Source organism: Bradyrhizobium sp. LjRoot220 (assembly GCF_964252915.1).
In the GTDB taxonomy this organism is placed as follows: Bacteria; Pseudomonadota; Alphaproteobacteria; order Rhizobiales; family Xanthobacteraceae; genus Bradyrhizobium.
Window position 1 is genome coordinate 332,649 of sequence record NZ_CAXUPS020000007.1, and the last position, 25,283, is coordinate 357,931.

General features: G+C 63.6%; 22 protein-coding genes and 1 pseudogene. 12 read left to right on the plus strand and 11 right to left on the minus strand.

The features are described from left to right. Window positions 1–567 precede the first annotated feature (567 nt). Together ACSQ84_RS27270 and ACSQ84_RS27275 are read left to right on the plus strand one after the other, a co-directional pair. A complete protein-coding gene (locus tag ACSQ84_RS27270) occupies window positions 568–2,892 on the plus strand; it encodes a xanthine dehydrogenase family protein molybdopterin-binding subunit (protein ID WP_436214805.1) in 2,325 nt (774 codons plus the stop codon). 244 nt (window positions 2,893–3,136) lie between these two features. Then, on the plus strand, window positions 3,137–4,009 hold the full coding sequence (locus ACSQ84_RS27275) for a division plane positioning ATPase MipZ (RefSeq protein ID WP_436214806.1): 873 nt from the start codon (window positions 3,137–3,139) through the stop codon (window positions 4,007–4,009). Between the two features lie 145 nt (window positions 4,010–4,154). Here the strand turns inward: ACSQ84_RS27275 and ACSQ84_RS27280 are convergent, their stop codons facing one another. From ACSQ84_RS27280 to ACSQ84_RS27290, 3 genes are read right to left on the minus strand one after another with little or no spacing between them, the layout of a single operon-like run. Then, on the minus strand, window positions 4,155–5,351 hold the full coding sequence (locus tag ACSQ84_RS27280) for an acyl-CoA dehydrogenase family protein (protein WP_436214807.1): 1,197 nt from the start codon (window positions 5,349–5,351) through the stop codon (window positions 4,155–4,157). 18 nt (window positions 5,352–5,369) lie between these two features. Further along, a complete protein-coding gene (locus tag ACSQ84_RS27285; RefSeq protein ID WP_436214808.1) occupies window positions 5,370–6,512 on the minus strand; it encodes an acyl-CoA dehydrogenase family protein in 1,143 nt (380 codons plus the stop codon). A gap of 5 nt (window positions 6,513–6,517) precedes the next feature. Next, window positions 6,518–7,369, minus strand: a complete 852-nt coding sequence (locus ACSQ84_RS27290; RefSeq protein WP_436214809.1) for an enoyl-CoA hydratase — start codon at window positions 7,367–7,369, stop codon at window positions 6,518–6,520. Between the two features lie 130 nt (window positions 7,370–7,499). Between ACSQ84_RS27290 and ACSQ84_RS27295 the strand changes: the two genes are divergently transcribed. From ACSQ84_RS27295 to ACSQ84_RS27305, 3 genes are read left to right on the plus strand one after another with little or no spacing between them, the layout of a single operon-like run. Beyond that, the gene (locus tag ACSQ84_RS27295; RefSeq protein ID WP_436214810.1) at window positions 7,500–8,111 is read left to right on the plus strand and encodes a LemA family protein; all 612 of its coding nucleotides are present in this window, start codon (window positions 7,500–7,502) and stop codon (window positions 8,109–8,111) included. A gap of 22 nt (window positions 8,112–8,133) precedes the next feature. Next, window positions 8,134–9,024, plus strand: a complete 891-nt coding sequence (locus ACSQ84_RS27300; RefSeq protein WP_436214811.1) for a TPM domain-containing protein — start codon at window positions 8,134–8,136, stop codon at window positions 9,022–9,024. A 2-nt stretch (window positions 9,025–9,026) separates the two neighbouring features. After that, window positions 9,027–9,524 carry a TPM domain-containing protein gene (locus ACSQ84_RS27305; protein ID WP_436214812.1) on the plus strand — a complete coding sequence of 166 codons (498 nt, stop codon included), beginning with the start codon at window positions 9,027–9,029 and terminating at the stop codon, window positions 9,522–9,524. Between the two features lie 133 nt (window positions 9,525–9,657). On the opposite strand, the gene ACSQ84_RS27310 is transcribed toward ACSQ84_RS27305, so the two are convergent. The 3 genes from ACSQ84_RS27310 to ACSQ84_RS27320 all read right to left on the minus strand — a co-directional run bounded on the left by ACSQ84_RS27310 (window position 9,658) and on the right by ACSQ84_RS27320 (window position 11,705). Further along, window positions 9,658–10,269, minus strand: coding sequence for a glutathione S-transferase family protein (locus ACSQ84_RS27310; protein WP_436214813.1), 612 nt, complete (start codon window positions 10,267–10,269; stop codon window positions 9,658–9,660). A gap of 252 nt (window positions 10,270–10,521) precedes the next feature. Beyond that, window positions 10,522–11,334, minus strand: a complete 813-nt coding sequence (locus ACSQ84_RS27315) for an MBL fold metallo-hydrolase (RefSeq protein WP_436214814.1) — start codon at window positions 11,332–11,334, stop codon at window positions 10,522–10,524. Next, on the minus strand, window positions 11,331–11,705 hold the full coding sequence (locus ACSQ84_RS27320) for a Crp/Fnr family transcriptional regulator (RefSeq protein ID WP_436214815.1): 375 nt from the start codon (window positions 11,703–11,705) through the stop codon (window positions 11,331–11,333). The genes ACSQ84_RS27315 and ACSQ84_RS27320 overlap by 4 nt, the downstream gene beginning before the upstream one ends. Window positions 11,706–11,956: 251 nt before the next feature. Here ACSQ84_RS27320 and ACSQ84_RS27325 point away from each other — a divergent pair, with 251 nt between their 5' ends. After that, complete coding sequence (locus ACSQ84_RS27325; protein ID WP_436214816.1) at window positions 11,957–13,036, plus strand: hypothetical protein; 1,080 nt, start codon at window positions 11,957–11,959, stop codon at window positions 13,034–13,036. 87 nt (window positions 13,037–13,123) lie between these two features. Further along, window positions 13,124–14,689 carry a hypothetical protein gene (locus ACSQ84_RS27330; RefSeq protein WP_436214817.1) on the plus strand — a complete coding sequence of 522 codons (1,566 nt, stop codon included), beginning with the start codon at window positions 13,124–13,126 and terminating at the stop codon, window positions 14,687–14,689. A gap of 207 nt (window positions 14,690–14,896) precedes the next feature. On the opposite strand, the gene ACSQ84_RS27335 is transcribed toward ACSQ84_RS27330, so the two are convergent. The 3 genes from ACSQ84_RS27335 to putA all read right to left on the minus strand — a co-directional run bounded on the left by ACSQ84_RS27335 (window position 14,897) and on the right by putA (window position 19,887). Then, window positions 14,897–15,541, minus strand: coding sequence for a glutathione S-transferase family protein (locus ACSQ84_RS27335; RefSeq protein WP_436214818.1), 645 nt, complete (start codon window positions 15,539–15,541; stop codon window positions 14,897–14,899). A gap of 20 nt (window positions 15,542–15,561) precedes the next feature. Next, entirely contained in the window at window positions 15,562–16,767 is a 1,206-nt protein-coding gene (locus tag ACSQ84_RS27340; protein ID WP_436214880.1) for a CaiB/BaiF CoA transferase family protein, read from the minus strand. Window positions 16,768–16,875: 108 nt separating this feature from the next. Continuing rightward, window positions 16,876–19,887 carry a bifunctional proline dehydrogenase/L-glutamate gamma-semialdehyde dehydrogenase PutA gene (gene putA, locus ACSQ84_RS27345; RefSeq protein WP_436214819.1) on the minus strand — a complete coding sequence of 1,004 codons (3,012 nt, stop codon included), beginning with the start codon at window positions 19,885–19,887 and terminating at the stop codon, window positions 16,876–16,878. Window positions 19,888–20,000: 113 nt separating this feature from the next. Between putA and ACSQ84_RS27350 the strand changes: the two genes are divergently transcribed. After that, window positions 20,001–20,462, plus strand: coding sequence for an Lrp/AsnC ligand binding domain-containing protein (locus ACSQ84_RS27350; protein ID WP_436214820.1), 462 nt, complete (start codon window positions 20,001–20,003; stop codon window positions 20,460–20,462). 281 nt (window positions 20,463–20,743) lie between these two features. Then, a complete protein-coding gene (locus ACSQ84_RS27355) occupies window positions 20,744–21,400 on the plus strand; it encodes a hypothetical protein (RefSeq protein WP_436214821.1) in 657 nt (218 codons plus the stop codon). A 137-nt stretch (window positions 21,401–21,537) separates the two neighbouring features. Here ACSQ84_RS27355 and ACSQ84_RS27360 read toward each other — a convergent pair whose 3' ends face one another. Then, entirely contained in the window at window positions 21,538–21,738 is a 201-nt protein-coding gene (locus tag ACSQ84_RS27360; protein ID WP_027539571.1) for a cold-shock protein, read from the minus strand. Window positions 21,739–22,192: 454 nt separating this feature from the next. Further along, entirely contained in the window at window positions 22,193–22,456 is a 264-nt protein-coding gene (locus tag ACSQ84_RS27365; protein WP_436214822.1) for a hypothetical protein, read from the minus strand. A gap of 1,607 nt (window positions 22,457–24,063) precedes the next feature. On the opposite strand from ACSQ84_RS27365, the gene ACSQ84_RS27370 reads away from it, so the two are divergent. From ACSQ84_RS27370 to ACSQ84_RS27380, 3 genes and pseudogenes are all read left to right on the plus strand, one after another. Continuing rightward, the gene (locus ACSQ84_RS27370) at window positions 24,064–24,213 is read left to right on the plus strand and encodes a hypothetical protein (protein ID WP_436214823.1); all 150 of its coding nucleotides are present in this window, start codon (window positions 24,064–24,066) and stop codon (window positions 24,211–24,213) included. Further along, window positions 24,210–24,488 carry a hypothetical protein gene (locus tag ACSQ84_RS27375; protein WP_436214824.1) on the plus strand — a complete coding sequence of 93 codons (279 nt, stop codon included), beginning with the start codon at window positions 24,210–24,212 and terminating at the stop codon, window positions 24,486–24,488. The genes ACSQ84_RS27370 and ACSQ84_RS27375 overlap by 4 nt, the downstream gene beginning before the upstream one ends. Window positions 24,489–24,933: 445 nt before the next feature. Next, a pseudogene (locus tag ACSQ84_RS27380) lies at window positions 24,934–25,017 on the plus strand (hypothetical protein); the annotation flags it as partial. Window positions 25,018–25,283 lie beyond the last annotated feature (266 nt).

Genomic DNA, 25,283 nt, shown 5'->3' on the forward strand with positions numbered 1-25,283 from the left:
GCGTAGCGAAGCAATCCATATCGGTCCTTGCCGAGGCATGGATTGCTTCGCTTCGCTCGCAATGACGAAGTGGAGAGGCAAGTGCGACAAACTAGCCCGACGGCCGTGCCCCGGCGTAGCCTTGGCGAAGTCGGGGGCAAATCAATTTCGGATTATAAGAATTATTGTCAGGCCCCAAAATACTCGCTTTTCCACAAGGCCAAATCAGTGGCATATCTTTGGCCATCCCGTCCCACTCAGAGGGCGTCGGCAAAGCTCGGGGCATATCAGGCCGCGAGATCGCGAAGGTGTGCGTTTAATTTGATCGTCGTCCCTGCGAACGCAGGGACCCATACGCCGCAGCCCATCGGTGAGATCGCTGGCGTCAGACACCTTCTTCAACTTCGAGCGCCGCGGCGTATGGGTCCCCCGATGCGCAATTGCGCATCTGAGCTCGAGGCCGGGACGACATCGAGCAAGATCATGACGATTTTCTGGGCGCGACTGCCTCAAACTCGTATTGGCCTCCTGCCTATCCATCCGCTAAAACCCGGCCAACTTTTGCGAAGAAACCCGAAGGACCAACTGATGAACATTCTTCCCGGCAATATGCGTTTTGGTGCGGGCCAGCCGGTCAAGCGTTTGGAAGATCAACGGCTGCTCACCGGGAAGGGGCAGTTTATCGACGACAAGCCCGAGGAGGGCGCGCTGTGGCTGCATGTGCTGCGCTCGCCGCATGCCCACGCCAAAATCGTCTCGATCGATACCAAGGCGGCGGCCGGGCTGCCGGGCGTGGAAGCGATCTATACCGGCGCGGACCTGGTCAAGGACGATATCGGCACCATTCCGACGCTGTCGATCTTCAAGCGGCCGGACGGCACGCCGATGACGGTGCCGCCGCGGCGGCTGCTGGCGCACGAGATCGTGCGCTTCGCCGGCGAGCCGGTCGCGGCCGTGGTAGCGACCTCGCGCGTGCTGGCGCAGAACGCGGCCGAAGCCATCGTGGTCGATTACGAGGTGCTGCCGTCGGTGGTCGATCCGGTCGAGGCGGTCAAGCCGGGCGCGCCGGTGGTGTGGCCCGAGGCGCCCGATAACATCGTCGGCGCCATGAGCTATGGCGATGCCGCCAAGGTCGAAGAAGCCTTCGCCAATGCCGCGCATACCGTCTCGCTCGATCTGGTCAGCCAGCGGCTGATCCCGTCCGCAATGGAGCCGCGCTCGACCATTGCCGAGATCGACAAGTCCGGCCGGCTGATCCTGCACGTGCAATCGCAGACGCCGGGCTCGACCCGCGACCTGCTCGCGGAATCGATCCTGAAGCGGCCAAAAGAAAGTGTCCGCGTGCTGGTCGGCGATATCGGCGGCGGTTTTGGCCAGAAGACCAGTCTTTATCCGGAAGACGGTGTGGTGGCCTATGCGGCTACAAAGCTCGGCAAAAAAATCCGCTGGCGCGGCGACCGCACCGATGAATTCGTCGGCGGCACCCATGGCCGCGATCTCACCTCGACCGGCGAGTTCGCGCTCGACGCCAAGGGCCGCGTGCTGGCCTATCGCGTCCGTTCGATCGGCGGCACCGGCGCCTACAGCAGCGGCACCGGCAACATCATTCCGCTGGTGCTGGGGCCGTTCGTGCAGACCGGCGTCTACGATCTTCCGCTGGTGCATTTCGAGGTCAAATCCGTGATGACCCACACCGCGCCGGTCGGCGCCTATCGCGGCGCGGGCCGGCCCGAAGCCGTGTTCATCGTCGAGCGGCTGATGGACGCTGCCGCGCGCCAGATCGGGATCGATCCCCGCGCCATCCGCAAGGTCAACTACATCAAGCCGGCGCAATTGCCCTACACCAACGCCGCCGGTCAAGTGTACGACTCCGGCGCGTTCGCGCACATGATGCAACGCGCGTCCGATCTGGCGGATTGGGACGGTTTTGCCGCGCGCAAGAAGGCGGCGAGGAAAAAAGGCCTGCTCTACGGCCGCGGCCTCACCAGCTACATCGAATGGACCGGCGGGCGCGCGCACACCGAAAAGGTCTCACTGCACGCAACGGCCGAAGGCCGCATCATCCTGCATTCCGGCACCATGGCGATGGGGCAGGGGCTGCAAACCACCTACACCCAGATGGTGTCGGATACGCTCGGCATCCCCATGGACAAGATCGACGTCGTGCAGGGCGACACGGATTTGGCCACCGGTTTCGGCAGCGTCGGCTCGCGTTCGCTGTTCGTAGGCGGCACGGCGGTGGCGGTTTCCAGCAACGACATGATCAACAAGGCGCGCGAGAAGGCGTCGAACGTGCTGGAGACCGCGGTCGAGGACATCGAATATCGCGATGGCTTCCTCACCGTGGTCGGTACCGACAAGCGCATCAGCCTGTTCGAGATCGCGAAGAACGAAGCCGGCGCGCGGCTCAGCGTCGACTCGGAAGGCGAGGTCGACGGCCCGAGCTGGCCGAACGGCACGCATATCTGCGAGGTCGAGATCGATCCCGAAACCGGCGTCAGCAAGGTGGTGCGCTACACCACGGTCGACGACGTCGGCATCGCCGTCAATCCGATGCTGGTCACCGGCCAGGTGCATGGCGGTGTCGCCCAGGGTATCGGGCAGGCGCTGTATGAGGGCGTATCCTACAGCGAGGAAGGGCAGCTATTGACCGCGAGCTATCAGGATTACTGCGTGCCGCGCGCCGACGACATTCCGCCGATCGAGGTGACGCTGGATGATTCCGCGCCGTGCCGCACCAATCCCTTGGGCGCCAAGGGCTGCGGCGAATCCGGCGCCATCGGCGGCCCGCCCTGCATCGCCAATGGCGTGATGGACGCCTTGAGCGAACTCGGCATCAAGCAGCTCAACACACCGCTGACACCAGCCAAGGTCTGGCAGGCGATAAGGGATGCGAGGGGGGCGGGGGCGTAACCCACCCGTCGTCATTCCGGGATGCGCCTCTTGGCGCAGGCCCGGAATCCATACTCATTATCGTGGTTATGGATTCCGGGCTCGTGCTTCGCACGCCCCGGAATGACGGCTAGTAAGCGAGATGCGACTCGATGCAGCACGCCTCAAAAATCAGCAGCCCTCACCGTTGCGAGAATCCGCCGAATCAAGCCCAATACGCACAGCAAGAAGCAAAAAACGTCGTCAGACTCTCGGGAGCGATCCGATGTCGATTGAAGCTGCGATGCGCACACTGTCTGCTCGTGTGATCGTCGTCGGCAATGAAAAGGGCGGGTCCGGAAAATCCACCGTCGCCATGCATATCGCGATCGCCCTGATCAAATCGGGCCAGGCGGTCGCCACCATCGATCTCGATACCCGGCAAAAAAGCCTCACCCATCACATCGAGAACCGGCGCGCCTGGGCGCGTCGTGTCGGCCGCGACCTCGGCATGCCCCAGCATTTTTGCTTCCAGCAACTCGATTATCCCTCGGCCGACCAACAGGCCGCCGGCTGCCGGGCGCTGGAAAAGACCGTCGAGACGCTGGCCGGGCGATATGGCATCGTCATCATCGACACCCCCGGTCACGACGATTACCTGACGCATGTCGCGCACGCGATGGCGGACACCCTGATCACGCCGCTCAACGACAGCTTTGTCGATCTCGACGTGCTCGGCGCCGTCGATCCCGAAACTTTCCGCGTCACCGGCACCAGCCATTATGCCGAGATGGTGGAGGAGGCGCGCGGCAGGCGCCGGGTGCGCTATCTCGGCGTCACCGACTGGATCGTCCTGCGCAACCGGCTATCGACGCTCGGCTCGCGCAACAAGCGGCTCGTCGGCGAAAGCATCCAGCAATTGTCACAGCGGCTGAACTTCCGCTGCGTCGACGGCCTGGCGGAGCGGGTGATTTTTCGCGAGTTCTATCCGCGGGGTCTCACCGCGGTCGATGATCTCGACGAGATCACGCTCGGCAGCCGCCCCACCATGTCGCACGTCACGGCGCGGCTGGAGATGCTGAAGCTGCTCACGGCGATTGGACTGGGTAATGCTGTCACGGCCCATGAAATCGTCGGCCGCAGGTTGGAGGTGGCTTGAAAGTCACCTCGCCCCGCTTGCGGGGAGAGGTCGGCGCGAAGCGCCGGGTGAGGGGGACTCTCCGCGAGTCCGTCTCTCACCATTTTTGTGGAACGAGCCCCTCACCCCAACCCTCTCCCCGTAAGAACGGGGAGAGGGAGAAGACTCACAACCCCAGCACCATCTTCGCGACGATGTCGCGCTGGATCTCCGACGAGCCGCCGAAGATCGTGTAGGCCCGGCTGTTGAGATATTCCGGCACCACCGGCAGCATCGCTTCGGGAATCCCAGGTGCCTCGTTGAGCTTGTAGAACGGCCGCATCGGCTCGACATAGAGGCCGTCATGGCCGATCACCTCGACGCCCAATCGCGTCACCGCCTGGCGGATTTCGCTGACCCGCAACTTGAGCAGCGACGACACCGCGCCGGGATTCTGCCCGGTCTGCAGCGCCGACAGCACGCGCAATTCGGTCATCTCAAGCGTATCGATGTCGACCTCGATCTCGGACATCTGCAAGCAAATATCGGGATCGTCGATGGCACGGCCGGTGGCCTCGGATTCTGCAAGGTCCGATACCGTCTTCAGCGCGTCACGCAGTTTGGCCGAGGCGATGCCGGAGCCGCGCTCGAACTCCAGCAGATATTTGCCGTAGGTCCAGCCCTTGCCCTCCTCGCCGACCCGGTTGGCGACGGGCACGCGGACGTCGTCGAAGAACACCTGGTTGACCTCGTGGTCGCCGCCGATCGTGAGGATCGGCCGTGTCGTGATGCCCGGGCTCTTCATGTCGATCAGGATGAAGGATATGCCGTCCTGCTGCCGCTCGGTCTCGTTGGTGCGCACCAGCGCGAACATGCGGTTGGCGTGGTGGGCATGCGTGGTCCAGATCTTGGTGCCGTTGATGATGTAATCGTCGCCATCGCGCACCGCGCGGGTTTTCAGCGAGGCGAGATCGGAGCCGGAGCCGGGTTCGGAATAACCCTGGCACCAGTAATCCTCGCCGGAGCGGATCCGCGGCAGATAGAAATTCTGCTGTTCGGGCGAGCCGAATCCGATGATGACGGGGCCGACCATCTTGACGCCCATCACGTTGACGTTCGGCGCGCCGGCGCGCGCGCACTCGGCCTCGAAGATCCAGCGCTGCGCCGGCGTCCAGTTCGGCCCGCCATGCTCGACCGGCCATCCCGGCGCGCCCCAGCCCTTATTGTTCAGCGCCTTCTGCCAGGCGATGCCGATATCCGGATCGGAAAACACTGATGGCGTCAGCGATTGCGCGTGCTTGATTTCCGCCGGCAGATTCTGCGCGATGAAGTCGCGGACTTCCTGTTCGAAGGCGCGCTCTTCGGCGCTGAAGCTGAGATCCATGGTGCGCTCCCGCTAGATTTATACGGTTCGGCCGCCGAGTGCGGCGTGACGGCGATAATGATGGGCGCTGCCGCCGAACAAGGTGTCGAAGGCGAGCAGCCGCTTGAAGTAGGAGCCGATGTCGAGCTCTTCGGTGACGCCCATCGCGCCGTGCAGCTGCACGGATTGTTCGGCAACGAAGCGGGCACATTTACCGATCTTGGCCTTGGCGCCCGAGGCGGCGCGGCCGCGCGCGACCGGTTCGGCGTCGAGCATCAGTGCGGCGCGCAGCGCCATCGAGCGGGCCTCGTCGCAGTTCATCGCCATGTCGGCGAGCCGATGGCGGATCACCTGATTGGCGGATAGGGGACGGCCGAACTGCTTTCGAATTTTGGTGTATTCGAGCGTCTGATCCAGCAGCGTCTGCATGATGCCGACGGCTTCCGCGCCGAGCGCGGCCATCGCGCGGTCGACCACCGCCTCGATCGCCGACAGCGCATCGCTGACGTCGCCGAGCAGCGCATCGGTTGGCAGACTGACATCCCTGAGTTCGAGGTTGCAGGCCCGGCCGCCGCCGAGCCGCGGGAAGTCGCGCTTGGTGAGACCGGGCGCATCCGCCGGCACCAGGAACAGACAAAGCTTCCCCGCCGCGCGATCATCGTTCGCGACCCGCGCGGAAACGATGATCTGTCCGGCCGCGTTGCCGTCGAGCACCGCGGTCTTGCTGCCATCGAGGCGCCAGCCCTCCGGCGTCTTCCTGGCCGTGGCCGCAACCTCGGCCAGATCGAAACGCGCCGCGCGTTCCGAATGCGCGAAGGCGAGGTAGAGCGAGCCGTCGGCGATCGCAGGCAGCAGCGCCTGCTGCTGCGCCTCGCTGCCGCATTCGGCGATCAGTGCCGCGCCGATCACCACGGTGGAGAGATAGGGTTCGGAAACCAGCCCGCGCCCGAACGCCTCCATCAGGATGCCAATCTCGACCGCGCCGCCGCCAAGCCCGCCGTGCTCCTCGGCAATCGGCAGCGCCAGCCAGCCGAGGTCGGCAAACTGCTTCCAGATTTTGGCGCTGAAGCCGAGCGGATCGTTCGCCGACCGGCGGCGATGGTCGGCGGTATAGGTCTCGCTGACAAAGCGTTCGGCACTCTCGCGCAGCAGCCGCTGCTCGTCGCTCAATGTAAGGTCCATCTGATCTACTTCACCACAGCCGTTTTCCTCACCGATGGATGCAGCCCCGCAGGATCCACCACCATTCCGAATTCCTGAAGATTATGCGCGTGGCAGAGCTGATGCAGCGCGAATGCCTGCTCGATCGCCGCGGGCTGTCCCATCACGTCGACCGAGCGGTTGACGGCCTCCTTGGTCAGCTTCAGCGCGAAGGCAGGCTTCGCCGCGATCCTCTGCGCCAGCGCCATCACGAAGGAAGAAAGCTCGGCGCGGGGCACCACATGATTGACCATGCCGAGCCGGTGCGCCTCGTCCGCGCTCCAGGCATCCGCCGTGAACAGCAATTCCTTGGCCTTGCGCGGGCCGAGCTCCCAGGGATGCACGAACCATTCGACGCCGCAGACTCCCATCGTCACCACGGGATCGCAGAACTCGGCATCAGCGCTGGCGACGATCATGTCGCAGGCCCAGGCCAGCATCAGCCCGCCGGCGATGCACTTGCCGTGCACTTCGGCAATGGTCGGCTTGGCCAGGTTGCGCCAGCGCCGCGTGATCTGCAGATAGATCTCCTGCTCGCGGGCAAAGCGGCCATGGGCGTTGGGCTCGGCAAAGCCACCCCAATTTCCGACCGGCGGAAAATCGACCCCGGCTTCGTTTTTGGCGCCGGGGCGCAAATCATGCCCGGCGGAAAAATGCGGGCCGGCGCCGGCGAGAATGATGACCTTGACCGCGTCATCCTGCACGGCCGCATCGAAAGCGGCGTTGAGGTCGTAGGTCATCTGCAGGTTCTGCGCATTGCGCGCCTCGGGCCGGTTCATCACGATCCGCGCGATGCGCGGTTCCGGCCGCTCCACGACGATGGTTTCGAACGCGGTCATGGACCCTCCCATTATTATTATGCGGCCATGTGACTATTTCAGCTGACGATAGGCAAGGGCTAACCCGGAATGACTGTGTCAAAGCATGCCATTCTGATACCGTGCCGCGAAATTAGACCGGGAGAATACGATGCGCAGATTTTGGACCGTGCTGGCGGCGCTGGCGACGCTGAGCCTGACCAATTGCGGCTACAACGCGATCCAGAGCAATGATGAACAGGTCAAGGCGGGTTGGTCGGAGGTGGTGAATCAGTATCAGCGGCGCGCCGATCTGGTGCCCAACCTGGTCAATTCGGTGAAGGGTTTCGCGCAGCAGGAAAAGGACGTGCTGCTCGGGGTCACCAACGCCCGCGCCAAGGTCGGCAGCATCCAGGCCACGCCCGAGGTGCTGAATGATCCTGCCGCGTTTCAGAAATTCACGGCCGCCCAGAGTGAACTCTCCAGCGCGCTATCTCGACTACTGGTCGTGACCGAGAACTACCCGCAGTTGAAATCCGATGCGCTGTTTAAGGATTTGATGGCGCAGCTTGAAGGCACCGAGAACCGCATTACGGTGGCGCGCAACCGCTACATCAAGTCGGTGCAGGACTACAATGTCGGCATCCGCACCTTCCCGAACAACATGACGGCGATGATGTTCGGATACAAGGAAAAGCCGAACTTCTCGGTCGAAAACGAGAAGGAAATCTCGAAGGCGCCGAAGGTGGATTTCAATCCGACACCGGCTGCGCCCGCAAAGTAGCGGATCAAAAAGACCAATCGCAATGAACGCTGCAAGAGTTTCCATTCTTGCGCTGCTCGTGTTCTGGGCTGCGTCAGCCCTGGCCGTCGTCGCGGTGCCGCCGCTGGTCGGGCGGGTGGTCGACCGGACCGGGACGCTGAGCAGCGGCGATATCGCCTCGCTGAACCAGACCATCAGGACTTTCGAGGCGAGGAAAGGCAGCCAGATCGCGGTGCTGATCGTGCCGACGACGGACGGCGAGGCGATCGAGCCATTCTCGCTCCGGGTGGCGGAGGCCTGGAAGATCGGCCGCAACAAGATCGACGACGGCGCGTTGCTCGTCATCGTCAAGAACGATCGTCGCTTGCGAATCGAGGTCGGCTATGGCCTCGAAGGCGCACTGACCGACGCCACCACCAAGCGCATCATCGACGAGGAGATCACGCCGAAATTCAAGTCCGGTGATTTTGCCGGCGGCGTTTCGGCCGGCGTCAACAAGATGATCCGGATCATCGATGGCGAGAAACTGCCGGAGCCGGAGCCGCCGCATTGGCATCAACAGACCGGGTTGTTCGACGTCGACGCCCTGTTCAATCCGTTTCTCCTGATTCCGGTGTTCTTGTTCGGCGGATTGATGCGGACGATGCTCGGGCGGCTGGTCGGCGCCGCCGTCGGCGGTGGCGTGGTGACGCTGATCGCATGGTTCCTGTTCGGCTCCATCGTCGCGGCGATATTCGCGGGGCTGATCGCAGCGCTGTTCGTGCTGTTCAGCGACGCCATTACGTCGTCGACGTCAGGGGGCAGCGGCAGTTGGTCCGGCGGCAGCAGCGGCGGTTCATGGTCCAGTGGCGGTTCGAGCAGCAGCAGTGGCTCGAGCGACAGCGGCGGCGGGGGCGGCAGTTTCGGCGGCGGCGGCGCGTCGGGGAGCTGGTAGATATGGATATCAAACGCATCGGCAGGCATCTGCTCCAGCACCGCTGGCGGGAGCGGCGCGACTTTCCGCCGAGGGTGCTGGCCGCGATCGAGGCAGCGATCAAGGCGGGCGAGGCCACGCATTCCGGCCAGGTTCGCTTCGTCGTCGAGGGCGCGCTCGACGGCGCGCCGCTGTTCCGCAACCAGCCGGCGCGTGAACGCGCGCTGGATGTTTTCTCGCAACTGCGGGTCTGGGACACCGCGCACAACAACGGCGTGCTGATCTACCTCCTGCTCGCCGACCGCGACGTCGAGATCGTCGCCGACCGCGGCATCCACGCCCATGTCGGGACTGCCGGCTGGGAAAAAATCTGCGTCGAGATGGAAACGGAGTTTCGCGCGGGGAATTTCGAGCGCGGCGTGGTCAAGGGCATCGAGGCGGTGTCGCGGCAACTGGCAACGCATTTTCCGCGGCAGGGTGGCGGGACGAATGAACTGCCGGATAGTCCGGTGGTGATATGAGTCGTCATTCCGGGGCGCGCGCAGCGCGAACCTCAGATGCGCAATTGCGCATCGGGGAATCTCGAGATTCCCCAATGCGCAATTGCGCATCTGAGGTTCGATGCTTCGCATCGCCCCGGAATGACGAAAGGGTCTACGCCTTCACCGAAGGCCGCTCCGCAACCCGCGCCATCCATGCCACGATGTTGGCATTGGCATGGTCCAGCGGCTGGCCGACCGTGCCGGCGAAATCGAGCCAGCCATAGAGCAGGATATCGGCCAGCGTGAAGCGCTTGCCGCAGATGTAGTCCTTGCCGGCCATCTGGCCGTCGAGCCATTGCAGGCGGTTGGCGGCGATCATCTTCAGGCCGGGCGAGGCTTCGGGCGCGCAGGGAATGCGCTTCTCGAAGAACTTCAGGCCTTCGCCGAAGCGAAAACCATTGCCCATATGTTCGCAGATGTTGAGATCGACACGGCGCGTCCACATCCGGCATTCGGCGCGCTCTTCCGGTGTCGTTCCGATCATCGCCGGGCTCGGGTTCTTCTCCTCGAGATATTCGCAGATCGCGATGATTTCGGAGAGGTAGCTGCCGTCGTCGAGTTCGAGCGCCGGCATCTGGCCGTGCGGGTTGCGCTTCAGATGCTCGGCCTCGCGGTTTTCGCCCTTGCGCAGGTCGACCGTCTGTTTCGGCATCTCGATGCCCTTCTCCGCCATGAACATCCGGACGATGCGCGGATTCGGTCCGACCGAGTCGTAAAGTTTCATGGTGCCCCGCTCCCTGTGCCTCTTGGAGGCGTCATTGTTGCTGCTGTTGAACAGGCCGCCATGATTTTTGTCAAATGGCTGAATCGCGGCGCTCGCTGTCGGACGCGATCGGGGGCTGCATCCTTCGAGACGCATCGCTTCGCGACGCTCCTCAGGATGAGGTCTAGACCCTCATGGTGAGGAGCGCGGCAAAGCCGCGCGTCTCCGGACGATGCTGCGCATCGCCGTGCGAACCATGAGGCCAGCAGCGCCCTAACCGTCATCCAGCTTGTTGAGGTCGCGCACCGACTGCATGATCGGCTCGAAATTCGAGCGCGCGTCCAATGCGTCGAACAATTGCGCGGTGTCCGACAATAATCCGTGCGAGCGCTGGATCGCGATCCGCACGTCGTCCTGCGGCGTGTCGGACAGCCGGCCGTGGCCGGACAGCAGGATCTTCGAGTTCAAACCCTTCAGCCGTTCAAGCGACTGGATGTAATCGCTGATGCTGCCGGAGCCGAACACGCCGCCCATCACGCCGCCGGGCATCAGCGTGTCGGAGGCGAACAACAGGCCCTTGTCCGGCTCGAACAGCGTGATGCAGGCCGAGGTGTGTCCCGGCGTGTACATCACGTTGAGGCGGAAATTGCCGAGGTCGAGCAGATTGCCTTCCTCCAGCCAGATATCGACATTGATCGGCACATTTGGCTCGTTGAACATCTTGCGCAGCATCGAGAAATCGTCGCGCAGCATGATCTTGTTGGCAGCCAGCCGATGCGCGGCAATGAAGCTGCGGCCGGCGAATTGCCAGGCCGCGCCGATATGGTCGAGATGCTCGTGGCTCAGCACCACCATGTCGATCTTCTCGGGCGGGCACCCGACGTGCTGCATGCAGGTTACGAGATGCGGATAGTTCGACGACAGGCCGACATCGATCAGGATGGTCCGCGAACTGCCCCGCACCAGATAGGCGTTGGCTGCGCGGTTCTTGAAGCGGATCTGGTAGACGTTCTCGGCCGCTTCGATCAGCGTGCAGACGTCGCTGTCGAGCAGGGTCTTGAACGGGCTTGGTCGGCGCTCGCTCATGAGTTGGCCGCGGCGCGGAAGGTGACGGCGTTCGACGCGCGCAGCCGCTTGCTGAGCGCATCCATAATCATCAGTGCAAACGCCGGCTGCTGGCTGACCAGGTAGACGAAGCGGGCGTGATTGATCCGCATCACGCGGGTGTGCGGCGCGGCGGCAATCGCCGTCGCCGAGCGGGACGAGCCGTCGATCACGGCCATCTCGCCGAAGAACTCGCCCTTGCCGAGCGTGACGATGACGGTCTTGCTGGCGCCGTTAACCTTGGCGATCTCGACCTGGCCGTCGAGCACGACGAACAGCTCACGCCCGGTCGAGCCTTCCTCAAAAATGACGTCATCCACACCAAACTCGTTGATGCATTTTTCGATGGTCATGGTCGGCCCCCTGCCTTCTGGCTGGTCGGTCAGGCCATGTTAGTCGGGAAATGAACGGGTGGAAACCGAGCTGCCGGGGATTGCCGCAAGGCAGCATGGCGAGGGGTCAGAAACATCGGCCGCGCCGCCGTCATGTTGCAGCCGCAAACAGGCCCGGATGAACGTCTTAAATTTCGGTAAGGCGGAACCCGGTAACGATTTCGCAAGCAATAAAAGTTACCAAAAGGTCAACCCATTCTGGAGAATTGAACGTGAGCGAACAACAGCCCGAGCCCACCAAAGGTGAAACCGGTACCGTCGGCACCGGGCCGGCCGCTCCCGATATGTCGGCGGCCAGCGAGCAGTTGACGCCGGCCCTGGTCGAGTCGACGATGTTGGCGCCCGATCAGGAAGAGACTTCTCCCAAGCCGGACGCGCCCGAAGTGGAAGCGATCAAGGCCGAAACGTCGAGAGTTGAGGCTCCCAAGGCTGAGGCTCCCAAGGCTGAAGCTCACAAGGTTGAGGCTCCCAAGGCCGAAGCTCACAAGGCCGAAGCGGCCAACCCCGAACCGACCAAAGCTGAACCGCCGCGGATACCCGGCAAGCTGTTGATCATGTCGCCCGGTGAGCGCGCGTGGAACGGCGACGAAGCCGATGCGAAGCCGGAAGCCGAGGCCGCTGAAGGCCCGTCCGGCAAGCGCCGGATGTCGGCGATGGCGGCTGTGGTGGCACTGGCGACGGTGGCCGGTGCGCTCGGTGGTGCGCTGGCAACCGCGGGCCTTGGATACGTGATGGCCGGAAACTCCGCGGTCGCGAGCAACGGCGCGCTCGAAGCCTCCCGGCTCGAAGCTTCCGTGGCGCGGATCGATGCCGATATCCTCGCGCTGAAAGCCAGCGTCGAGCATACCTCCAAAACCGGGGTGAGCCAGTTCAACAAGACCAGCGACCGCCTCGACAAGATCGAGAAGGCGCAGGCCGAGCCTGCCGCCAAGCTCGCCAAGCTCAGCGAGGCCGTCGAAAAACTCCGCGCGCAAGCCGCACCCGCGCCCGCACCGGTCGCCGCCGCAACGCCGGCCGCCGCGCGGGACGTCACGGGGACGGTGTCGCCGCCCGCAACGGCCGCAGCCGTTCCGCTGCCCGCGCCCAAGCCCGAAGTGGCGCGGTTGCCGACCGTGGACGGCTGGGTGCTGCGTGACGCCGCCAATGGCAGCGCGCTGATCGAAGGCCGCCAGGGCATTTTTGAAGTCTACGCCGGCGATCCCGTCCCCGGTCTCGGCCGCATCGATGCCATCCGCAAGCAGGATGGCAGATGGGTGGTCGTGACCAGCAAGGGTCTGATCGTCGCCCGCTGATTCCTGACATCCGAAGAAGGGCGCTTCACCGTGATGTGAAGCGCCTTTTTACTTGAATAGGCGACTTGGCGCGGTGTTAGTGGGGACATGAACCCCGCGCTGCGATTTCTTGGCATCATATTCGCCCTGCTGTGCGGCGCGTTACCTGCGCGCGCTGCACCCGCCGCGGCGCTGGAGCGCGGAACTGCGATAACGGATCCGCTGGCGCTCCGCGAACTCGATGGCGGCAGGTTCGGCATCGGCCGTATGTTGTGGCCGGAGCGCTCGGCGAATATCCCGCTCACCAGCGCGCAGTCGTTCACCCTCGCGTCGATGGTTCCAGTCCGCCAGGCGATCGACGCCGAGTTCGATCGCTACATTGCGCGGCATAACAACAGCCTGCCGAACGAGACCATCGGTGTTGGCGATGGCTTTGCCTTTCAACTGTTCGACCGAATCCAGCTTGATGCTGCCGACACCCGTTTCGTGCTGGCGGGCATCGTCAACCGCATGGACCGCGCCTATCTCGACGAGGCCGGTTGCGGCGAGATCCGGCTGATCTATCGGCTGACGCGAACGAAAACGCCGGGAACCCAAGACACGGCAATTCTGGCGCGCCTGCCGATGACGCTGATTCTCATCCTCAAAGCGAAGGCCGGCGATGGGATCGATCGTAACGGCAAACCCATCACCTGTTCCGAAATCGCAAGGCGCTGGCTTGCCGCGGGCGAATTGTCGCTGACCGGCGCGCCGCTCGCGCAGAAGCTGCTCGGCGAAGACGGTCCGTTCGACCTGATCGACCATCGGAACATCGATCGCATCGAGACCAACCTTCAGATCGCGCATGCGCGGAAATCGGCGGTACGCGAATTCCGCACCGATTATCTGTTGAAGGTGTTTCGCTATGACGCGCGGTTGCGGGAATTTCAGGAAGCGCCGATGGAGAACCAGATCGATCGTGATCGTCTTCTGGCCGACGACAAGCTCGGGCGCGAGTTCAAGTCATGGCTGCTCGAGCCGAAGCATCTGGCCGAGTTCGATTCGGGTACGATCCTGATCCCGGAAAGATTTCTGGCCAACAGCGCCGTCGCCGCGACGCCGGCCGGATCTGGCAATTCCGGCCTGCAGCCGGAATTCGGCCTGATGCAGGGCGAGGGTGGCAAATCAGTGTTCAGCGAAGCTGACGTGGTCACAGCGCTGAAGAAGGCCGCGGCTGATGGCTTTAAGCTGCAAAACATCCGCTCGGCCGGCGGCTTCGAGCGCCGCCTCAACGATGTCACCTGTTCCGGCTGCCACCAGACGCGCGGCATCGGCGGCTTTCACTTCCCGGGTGTCGACTGGATGGCGGCTAAGCCCTCCAATTCAACGGTCGTGCCGGCCTCGCCGCACTTCTTCGGCGATCAGGTTCGCCGCCGCGATATCCTCATGGCGGTGCGGGATGGCAGGACGCCGGATTATTCCCGCGGCTTTGCCAGCCGTCCGCAATTGCGCGGCAGCACGGAGCTGGTCGGGACCGAATATAGCGATGGCTGGGGCGCGCATTGCTACGCTACCGGCAAGCCGGCCGCCAGCAACGACGCGAGCTTCCGCGCCTGGACCTGCGCCGAGGGGCTGGCCTGTCAGGTCAGCGGCAAGGCCACGCGCATCGGCATGTGCTTCGTCCAAAGCCGGTAGCCGGCCGCTGCGTAGCGATGCCCCGTCATGGCTTAACCGCTAGGGAGGATATCGCCATGATGGGTTCGTCATCCTGAGGTGCGAGCCTTGCGGTGCATTTGCACCGCTGGGTGAGCCTCGAAGGATGGGTCACGGGCCATACTCATCCTTCGAGGCGCGCAAGAGCGCGCACCTCAGGATGACGGAAGACAGTGCGAACGCCCGCCACTATGCGTAATGCGTCAGCCGTTTGCCGGGCAGCAGATCGTAGGCTGATTTCCAGCCGGGGAGGCCCGCCATGCGGCCGAGCCAGGCGCTGATGGCGGGGTGGCTTACCGCGAAATCATAGCCGGTCTCGTCGCTCGGATAATGCAGATAGGCCATCATGGAAATATCGGCGATGCTCGGTCGCGCGCCGATCGCGAACGCATTCCGTTGCAGATGGGTTTCCAGAATACCCAGAAAATCGTCGAGGCGTTTGCGATGATATTTCAGCACCGCGGGATCACCTGACGAGATGAACGTCCGCATGAACCGGTACGAGGCCATATAGCCGGTGAGCTTGTGGTTGTCCCAGAACAGCCAGCGCAGCAGCTCGAACTGCTCTTGTTCGGTCTCGCCGCCGAATCTGCCGAATTGCCGCGCGAGTTTTAGCAGGATCGGCGCGGTCTGGGTGAGACGGACGCCGTCCTCTTCCAGCACCGGAATTTCGCCCATCTCGTTGACGGTTCGGCGCCACTCCGCCGTGCGCGTGATACCGCCGCCGAAATCCGTCCAGACCGGCTCAAAGGCCTGGCCGCACAGCGTCAGCATCAACGCAAGCTTGTAGCTGTTTCCCGATTCCGGGAAGTAATGCAGGCGGTAGGTGGGCATGCCGGTATCCTTCCGCAGCCTTACGCCACCGCGCCGGACGCGCGCAGCGTCTTGATCGCAGCCTCATCATAGCCGGCGCTGCGCAAAATCTCGTCGCTGTGCTCGCCAAGGGCGGGCGGCTTGCGCGGCTGGACTTTTTTGCTGCCGTCGACCCAGATCGGGCTGCTGATGGTCATCATGGTGTCGTTCTCGAACGGCACCAGCACCTCGTTCTCGATCATCTGCTTGTCGCCTGGAATGTCGTCGAGGATGCCGACGACGCCGAACACCAGCCCGTTGCCGTCGAGAATCCTGCGCCACTCGGCGAGATCCTTGCTGGCAAAGATTTCGTCGAAAATCTTGATCAGTTCCAGCGAGCGCGCGTGGCGCTCCTTTTTGGTTTCAAAACGCGGGTCGCTCACTAGGTCTTCGCGGCCGAGGCAGCGCGCCAGTGTCGGCCATTGCCGGTCTTCGTTGAGCAGCGACAGGATCAGCCAGCGACCGTCCTTGCACTGGTAATGATTGGTCACCGCGTTCAGCGCGCGTTCGCGCGGCCGCCGCTCGCCGAATTTGGCCCCGACCAGTTTCGCCTGCGCCAGCACCGAGGCTGCCCAGACGCCGTTGGCCATCAGGTTGGAACTGACATGCGAGCCCTTGCCGGTCTTTTCGCGCTTGAACAGCGCGGTCACGATCGCGCCGTAAAACGCCATCGCGCAGGGGTGATCGCCCATGCCGGCGATCGAACGCGCCGGCGTCGTGTTCTCGTCGGCGCGGACCAGGTCCATCAGGCCCGAGCGCGCCCAATAGGCGTTGCTATCGAAGCCGGGCTTGTTGGCTTCCTCGCCCTTTTCGCCGTAGCCGGTGAACGATGCATAGATCAGCCGGTCGTTGAGATGCGCCAGATGGTCCCAGGTGATGCCGAGCTTGGCGCGGACCTGCGGTGGCATGTTGGTGATGAAGACGTCGGCCTCGGCAACCAGCTTGTACAGCACCGCCTGCGCTTCCGGCTTCGTCAGGTCGAGCGCGAGGCTCCGCTTGTTGCGGGCCTCCAGCATCCACGCGAAATTATGTTCACTGTGGGGATAGCCCGGTAAATTCGGCAGGTTGCGGTAGGGATCGCCGGTCACGGGCGGCTCGATCTTGATCACGTCGGCGCCGAAATCCGACAGCACCGTGGCGGCCGCGGGGGCTGCGATGAAACTCGCGCAGTCCAGAACCTTGAGGCCGTCAAAAATGCCTTTTTCCATGTCGAAGCCGCTCCCGTGACCTTTGTCGATTTTGCTTCCGCCGGAATATTGCGTGCCGCGCGTGAAGCACTTCGAACGCATTTGGCCCATCTCGGGCTGATGATGCAACTACTCCCCGCCCGACAGCAGGGCTGCATTGCCGCCGGCTGCCGCGGTATTGACGGTGACCGTCTGTTCGGTCGCAAACCGCGCCAGATAATGCGGGCCGCCGGCCTTCGGGCCGGTGCCGGAAAGGCCGTGACCGCCGAACGGCTGCACGCCGACGACGGCGCCGATCATGTTGCGGTTGACATAGATGTTGCCGACTTGAACGGCGTCGATGATGTCTTCCACCGTATCGTCGATCCGGGAATGGATGCCGAGCGTCAGCCCGTAGCCGGAACGCTCGATCGATTGCAGCACGGCCGCGAGCCCGTCGGCGCGGTAGCGCACCACGTGCAGCACCGGGCCGAACACCTCTTCCGTGAGTTGCCCGGCATCGGTCAGTTCAAAGATATGCGGCGCGACGAAATTGCCCTCCGGCGCGCTGCCCGCGAAGTGCACCCGCGCTTCCTGCTTCATGCGCGCGATGTGGGCGTCGAGGCGCCCTTTGGCCTCGGCATCGATCACCGGCCCGATATGGGTGGCGGGATCGGAGGGGTCGCCGATCCGCAGTTCGCGCGCGGCGCCCGCGATCATCTCGATCATGCGGTCGGCGACATCGTCCTGGAGCAACAGCAGCCGCAGCGCCGAGCAGCGCTGGCCGGCCGAGCGGAACGCCGAGGTGACGACGTCGTCGGCGACCTGCTCGGGCAGCGCGGTGGCATCGACGATCATCGCATTGATGCCGCCGGTTTCCGCGATCAGCGGCACGATCGCGCCGTCCTTGGCCGCCAGCGCCCGGTTGATGTTGCGTGCCACTTCCGTCGAGCCGGTAAAGACCACGCCAGATATCTCGGGATGTGCCACCAGCGCAGCGCCGACCTTGCCGTCTCCCGGCACCAGATGCAGGGCGGAATCCGGAACACCGGCTTCATGCAACAGTCGCACCGCTTCCGCCGCGATCAGCGGCGTCTGCTCGGCAGGTTTTGCGATCACGGCATTGCCCGCCATCAGCGCCGCCGTGACCTGGCCCATGAAGATCGCCAGCGGAAAGTTCCACGGCGATATCGCGACGAAGACGCCGCGGCCGCGCAAGGCGAGCACATTGCTCTCGCCGGTCGGGCCCGGCATCACCTTGCCGTCACCGAACTGTTCGCGGCCCTGCGCGGCGTAATAGCGGCAGAAATCGACGGCCTCGCGCAACTCCGACAGCGCGTCGTCCAGCGTCTTGCCGCCCTCGCGTTGCAGCAGCGCGATGAAACGTACCGCGCGCCGTTCCAGCAGGTCGGCGGTTTTTTCCAGCGCGCGGGCACGCGCCCCGGCCGGCGTTCGGCTCCAGCGCTTGAATCCGTCGCGCGCGGCCGCTATCGCAGCGTTCAGCGCCGCCGGCGTCGCATCGGCGATGCTGCCGGCCGCGGGCGTGGTCTCCGCGGCAATACCGGCAACGAGTTGGTTCAATGCCGTACGCTCACCGAATTCCAGCCCGCGCGAATTCGCCCGCTGTGGCGAATAAAGATCGCGCGGCAGCGGGATGTTCGGATGCATGGCCTTGTCGGCACTGCCGATAACGTCCGGCGGACGCCGCAACAGCGTTGCCACCGGCACGGCTTCATCAGCCGCGAGCGCGACAAACGACGAATTGGCGCCGTTCTCCAGCAATCGCCGCACCAGGTACGCGAGCAGATCGCGGTGGCTGCCGACCGGGGCATAGGTGCGGCAGGCGATGTCGGGGTGATCTTCGCCAAGTTGCGCATACAGCGCCTCGCCCATGCCATGCAGGCGCTGGAACTCGAACCCGCTCTCGCCATCAGCCAGTTCGAGAAGCGTCGCAACCGTCAGCGCGTTGTGGGTTGCGAATTGCGGAAAGATCCGCGGCCGCAAGCCCAGCAATTGTTGCGCGCAGGCGACGTAGTTCAAATCCGTCATCGCCTTGCGGGTGAACACCGGATAGCCGTCGAGCCCGCGCTCCTGGGCACGCTTGATCTCGGTGTCCCAATAGGCGCCTTTCACCAGCCGCACCATCATCCGGCGGTTCAGGCTGCGCGCCAGACCATCGACATGGTCGATCACCTCGCGGGCGCGCTTCTGATAGGCCTGGATCGCCAGCCCAAAACCGTCCCAGCCAGCCAGCGATGGATCGGCGAACGCCGCCGCGATCACGTCGAGCGACAATTCCAGCCGGTCGGCTTCCTCGGCATCGACGGTGAAATTCAGATCAAAGGTCTTGGCCTGCCGCGCCAGATCGATCAGGCGCGGCACCAGCTCGGTCATCACGCGCCGATGGCTGATCGCCTCGAAGCGCGGATGCAACGCCGAGAGCTTGACGGAAATGCCAGGCCGATCGGGCAAGGGACGATTATTGGCGGTGTGGCCGATCGCATCGATCGCGCGGGCGTAGGAATCGAAATAACGGGCGGCGTCTTCAGCCGTGCGCGCGGCTTCGCCGAGCATGTCGAAGGAATAGCGCTGGTGACGCGACGCATGCGCTTCGGCCCGCGCCAGCGCGGCCTCGATGGTCTCGCCGAGCACGAAATGGCTGCCCATCAGCCGCATCGCCTGGCGCGTCGCGGCGCGCACCGCGGGCGCGCCCAGCCGTTTGGTCAGCCGCCCGATGGTCCCCTGCGGCGTCTCGCCCGGTTGGATCACGCGCGCCGACATGCCGAGCGCCCACGCCGAGGCGTTGACCAGGAAGGCGCTGGATTTGGTCTCGTGATTGATGAAATCGCCCTGGCCGAGCTTGTCCTCGATGAACTGGTCGGCGGTGCGGGCGTCCGGCACGCGGAGCAAGGCTTCGGCAAGCACCATCAGCGCGAGGCCTTCTTTGGTCGACAACGCGAACTCGCGCAGCATGTCCTCGATGCCGCCGAGCGGATCGTCATTGGCCCTGATGGCCTCGATCAGGCGCGTTGCCGTGCGGTCGATCCGCGCCTCCTGGTCCGCGCTCAATCTAGCGGTGGCGAGCAGCCGGGCTGCGATTTCCGAATCGGGGGGCGCGTAAGGCGCGCTGAAGGGCGGGAGAGGTGGCGGGCGGTCGGCCATGGTGATTCCCTCGGGTTCACCTAATTTAGCGCTGCTCCTACCGTAGTTCGATAGACATATTGGCTGGTTTGCCTTAGTAAATATGGAATATGGGCAAGTCAGCCGGACAAATGATGGATATCGACAAGATTGACCGCAAAATCCTCTCCATCCTTCAGGGAGATGGCCGTATTGCCAACGTCGAACTGGCCGAGCGGATCGGGCTGTCGCCGACCTCGGTCGGCGAGCGGCTGAAGCGGCTCCAGCGCGACGGTTTCGTCGAGGGCTACGGTGCCCGGCTCAATCCGCACCGGCTGGGGTTGGGTTTGCTGGTGTTCGTCGAGGTGATGCTCGACAAGACCACGCCCGACGTATTCGAGCGTTTCGCCAGCGCCGTGCAATCGGCCCCCGAAGTGCTGGAATGCCACATGGTGGCGGGCGGCTTCGATTATCTGGTGAAGGCCCGTCTCGCCGACATGACGGCGTATCGGCGCTTCCTCGGCGAAACCCTGCTCGCGCTGCCGGGCGTGCGCGAGACGCGGACCTACGCGGTGATGGAAGAGGTCAAACGCGACGCGCCGCTGCCGGTCGGGTAGGGGCGTTTTCCGGTCTGGTCCGGGGGCAGTCATCCTTCGAGACGCGCCGCTCGCGCGTGGCACCTCAGGATGAGGAAGCAAGGTCCTAGACCCTCATGGTGAGGAGCGCGGCACTTCCGCGCGTCTCGAACCATGAGGCCACCGGCCCTGGCCGCGTGACCGAAACGCATCACGCCAAAAATAGCCGTGGCCTGTTCCACAGGTGGCGGTCTTGCAACTTGGCAGCGTGAGGGGCACGCGCTAATTCTCAGAGCCGCGCCATCGTCTGGATAGCAGGGACCATGAGAGACGCCGACCGACCGACACGGTTACGCCAAACGCGCGCCAGGCTTGCGGGCGTGCTTGGCGTTGTCGGGGCGGCGCTGTTGGGCGCGCCTTGCGAAGCAGCCGAAATGAGTTCGGCGGTCGCAGCGCTCTATACGTCGGTGTCGATATATCCGCCGTCGGCGAGATCGATGACGGTCTGCTACGGCTTCGTCTGCCGCCGCCGCCAGATCTTCGATTTCACGCCAGCAGACCGTAACGCGCTGACGCAGATCATGGCGGCGGGCCGGGCGTCGGCCGCAACCGAACGCGCGGCGGTGCAGAAGGCCGTGGTGTGGTTCGATCGCCGCATGGGACCGATCCTCGGCACCAACAAGCGGGTGGCGAAAGCCGATTTCCGCTACTTCGACGACAAGCACAATTACGATTGCTGGGACACCACCCGCAACACCACCAGCCTGCTGCTGGTGCTGCAGGACTGGGGCCTGCTGAAGCATCATGCGATCGGGGATCCCCGTTATCGCGGCAATACGCTGGTGCTGCAGACGCCGCACAACACCGCCGTGCTGGTCGACCGCGCGACCAAGGCTGAATGGGCCGTCGACCTCTGGCCGCGGGGCTATCTGCAGCCCCCGGACGTCATGCCGGTCGAGAAATGGGTGAAGGAAGATTGAGCGGTCGGTCGGTCTGAAGATGGTACGAGCAACTACGGTGCTCGCTCCGCCGAACGCTCACAGTTTTTTGAGAGTTTTTTCAAGCCCGGCCCCCGGAATGCTTCCGAGAGCGCGCCGTTGCCGATCGCGCGGTAGCGCTAAACCTTGAGGTTTTCGGCCGAAGTCTTGCCGCGATTGGCAATCTCTTCGTATTCGACGGTCTGCCCTTCGTTAAGCGTCGAAAGCCCTGCTTTCTCAACTGCCGAAATGTGAACGAAAACGTCCTTGCCACCGTTGCTGGGCTGGATGAATCCATAACCCTTGGTCGGGTTGAACCACTTCACCGTACCTTTAGCCATTCACGTCGTCTCCGCGGAATCAAAAAATAAAACGAGCGGCCGGTCCCCGCACATACCGGCATGCCCGAAGCATCAGGATACCCGGGTTGTTTCGGGCTGGGTAGCGCAAACGGCACCGTGGTTTCGGCAAAAATACGCCATATCGCACCGCATTTCCGCCTTTTTGGCTGTTTCGCGCGCATTTGACGCGGCAAAACCGGGGCGGGCTTCCGCTGTTCGGTGGACGGAATAACCGAAAATCGTCCCCGCGGGCGGGCAGGGGGTATGGGGTAACTTTACAACCGGACGCGCCAGGACGGAGCGTCCGCGCCTTCACCCGCCGCGATTTTCAGTCGTTCCTACCGAGATAATCGATGATCTCTGCGGCGTCCGCATCCTCGATCGGCGTGCCCAACAACAGAAAGCCCCGGCCGCGCGGGGCGACCGGGGCTTCTGAACCGAACGTGCGGTTCGATCAGTAGCAGATGTTGACGGTGCGGAACACGACGCCGTACGGGGTGAACACGCGGCGGCTCACGTAGCAGCCGTCATAGCCGCCACCGAAGTAGCCGACCTTGAAGCCGAAGCCATGGTGGTGGTGGCCGTGGTGGTGATGGCCATGGTGATGATGGTGATGGCCGATATGCTTGGGATGCCAGGCAGAGGCGGCGGTCGGAGCCAGCGCGACGGCGCTGAGGGTGGCGGCGGCAGCGATGGCGAGAGTAACTTTACGAAGCATGGTCTTTCTCCTTGAGTGATGCGCGCTGACATTGTTGTCCTGGCGCGGGTTGATGTTTCAGTTTCAGTCTTACCCATCGCCCATCAGTCGTGCGTGCGAGAAAGCCGGTTCGAGCAGGCCGCATTACAATTGCGAACAGGTACCTGAACGGCTGTTCAGATGTGAAATGGTTCACAACCGGGCGCGCGAAGCGCGAGCTCGAAATCCATCGGAGCGCACGTGCTGTCGCTTGATGGATTCCGGTCTGCGCCAAGCGGCGCATCCCGGAATGACATTTCAATTTAATGCCGTCTCTCCTCGTCATTGCGAGCGAAGCGAAGCAATCCATATTGCCCCACGCCGCGCCATGGATTGCTTCGCTTCGCTCGCAATGACGGCCGGCATGTGAGCCCGTAGCCCGTAGGGCGGGTTCTCTTTAACCCGCCGCATTCCATGCGAGATGGCGGGTTAAAGCGAACCCGCCCTACATACGGCGTCGCCTCGCAGGCAAGCGCAATCTCGCAACCTGGCTGCGACAAATCAACCCGACGGGCAAATCACTTCGGATTTATGGAAATCGTGTCAAGCCCCAGAATAAAAAATATTTCGCTTTTACAGAATGGCGACTCGGGGGCATAGTTTGGCCATCCCGTCCTACTCAGAAGGGCGTCGGCCGTGGTCACGGACGTTGGACGGGGTTGCGGTGGACGTGACGGTGCCCTTGACCAAAGGCGCCGAAGCGTACGGCATGAAGACGAGTGGTCCTGACGTCGCGGTGCTGGCGTCAATGCACCTGGAGGCAATAGTTTTCAGGGCGCTACGGAGGCAAAAGAGCCGTTCTCCGGGGAGAGCTCGTTATAAGCCGTAAAGCCCTTGCGCAGGGAAGGCCGGGTGTTCACCGCTGCGCTGTATGCTCGTGTGCAGCTTTCTATCTACAAACCGCACACGGGACCGCGGGTGCAGCGCGCACCCTGTCTTCCCTGCGCCCTCTTATTGGAGGGGGCGGGAAGTTTCCAGCAAGCCTCGGGCGCAATGCGTCGCGAGAATGCGAACACACATTCAACTGTCATCGCCCGGCTTGACCGATCCAATGAACGTGCCGAGTATGAACGATAGCTTGGAGGTGGAAGTCCTCTGTCCAGCCTGACGGCGAAGGACTAGCGAAGCGCAGGGCGTCATCGCGAGGTGGGGTCGAAGAAAGCGTGGAGCAAAGTCGCGGCCCGATGGACAAACACCGGATATCGAGGCCTACCCGGCCGGACGAGCGAGCTACTGGTCGCGAAGTCCACGGTCATCAATGGTCGGGTGGTAAATCCGGCGGGCGTGCGGTGAAGGCGATCGGTCTTACCTCCGGGAGGTCTGCACTGTCCCGGCTTTTGGGACTGAGGCCGTCGCAGGCGGCTGGCCGCAGCGCAGAAATCAGAGGGCATAGTAGGCGGCGGCTTGCCGCCGAAGGCCCAGGCGCTGGAGAACTAGAGCGACGATCTCGTGCGAGCCATGCGGCAGAAAAATCAGATCGAACTGAACTCGGGCACCAGGGCGGAGGGTGAAGCCGAAGCGCTGCCGCCGAGCCGAAAGCATGCACGGCGAAAGTCTGTCTCGAACGCCCGGCGGTCGCGGGACCGTCGATGGAAGACGTTGTCGAGCGTGAGAACCTGAAAGAAGCGTTGGCGCAAGTGAAGGCGCAACAAGGTGCGGCAGGCGTCGATGGGATGACCCATTGGCGAATTGCCCGCCTACCTGAAGGAGCACTGGCCTGCGATCGAACAGCTACTTGACGGCAACTACAGCCGCAACCGGTGCGGCGCGTGGAGCCACCGAGAGCGTCGGGCTGCTCGGCATTCCGACGTGCTCGACCACCCTGATCCAGCAGGCAGCGATGCAAGCACTACAGAGCCGAAAGGACAGAACGTTTCTCAAGGCAAACTTCGGCAAAGCCCGGCGCGCTTACATCAGGCGGTGGAACGGGCGCAGGCTATATTGCGTCGGATACGCCGTCGTCGTGGATATCGACCTGGAAAAGTTCTTCGACCGGGTCAACCATGACATCTGATGGGGCTCGTAGCCAAGCGGGTAGCTGACATCCTGAAGCTCATCCGCGGCTTTCTGACTGCAGGGGTGATGGAGGAGGACTGGTCAGTCCGACGGAGGAAGGCACGCCGCAAGGTGGGCCGCTCTCGCCGCTATTGTCGAACCTGATGCTGGACGTCTTGGACAAGGAACTGGAGAAGCGGTCACCCGCTTCGTGCGCTATGCCGACGACTGCAACATCTATGTGCGCAGCCAACGTGCGGGCGAGCAATGTGGAAGCCGGCATCGAACGGTTCCTTGCCCAGCGTCTCGGGCTAAAAGGTCAACAAGGCCAGAGTGCGGTCGCCAAACCGAGCGTCCGCAAGTTCCTGGGCTTTAGCTTTACCTATGAAGCGAACCGCGACGGCGCATCGCGCCGCAGGCGATCGCCCGCTTCAAGGCAAGGGTCGAGAACTGACGCGGCGCACATGCGGGCGCAGCCTGGCGCAGACTGTCAGAGGTTGTCCGCCTATCTCACCGGATGGCGCGGCTACTTCGGCTTCTGCCAAACACCGTCGATGTTGCGAGCGCTTGATGAGTGGCTCAGGCGGCGGTTGCGCCATCGTCTGGAAACAGTGGAAAACTGGGCGGGCTCGCTTTGCCGAGCTGCGACGCCGCGGCGTCGGCCGGGTCCTGTAGCAGCAACGCGGCTGGCCGGGAGTCAACATAATCGCGGCGGCTCACCAAGCAGTCGCGCGCTCCATGCAGCGCGCACCCGGTCTTCCCTGCGTCCTCTTATGAGAGGGCGGGAAGTTTCCAGCAAAGCTCGGGCGGAATA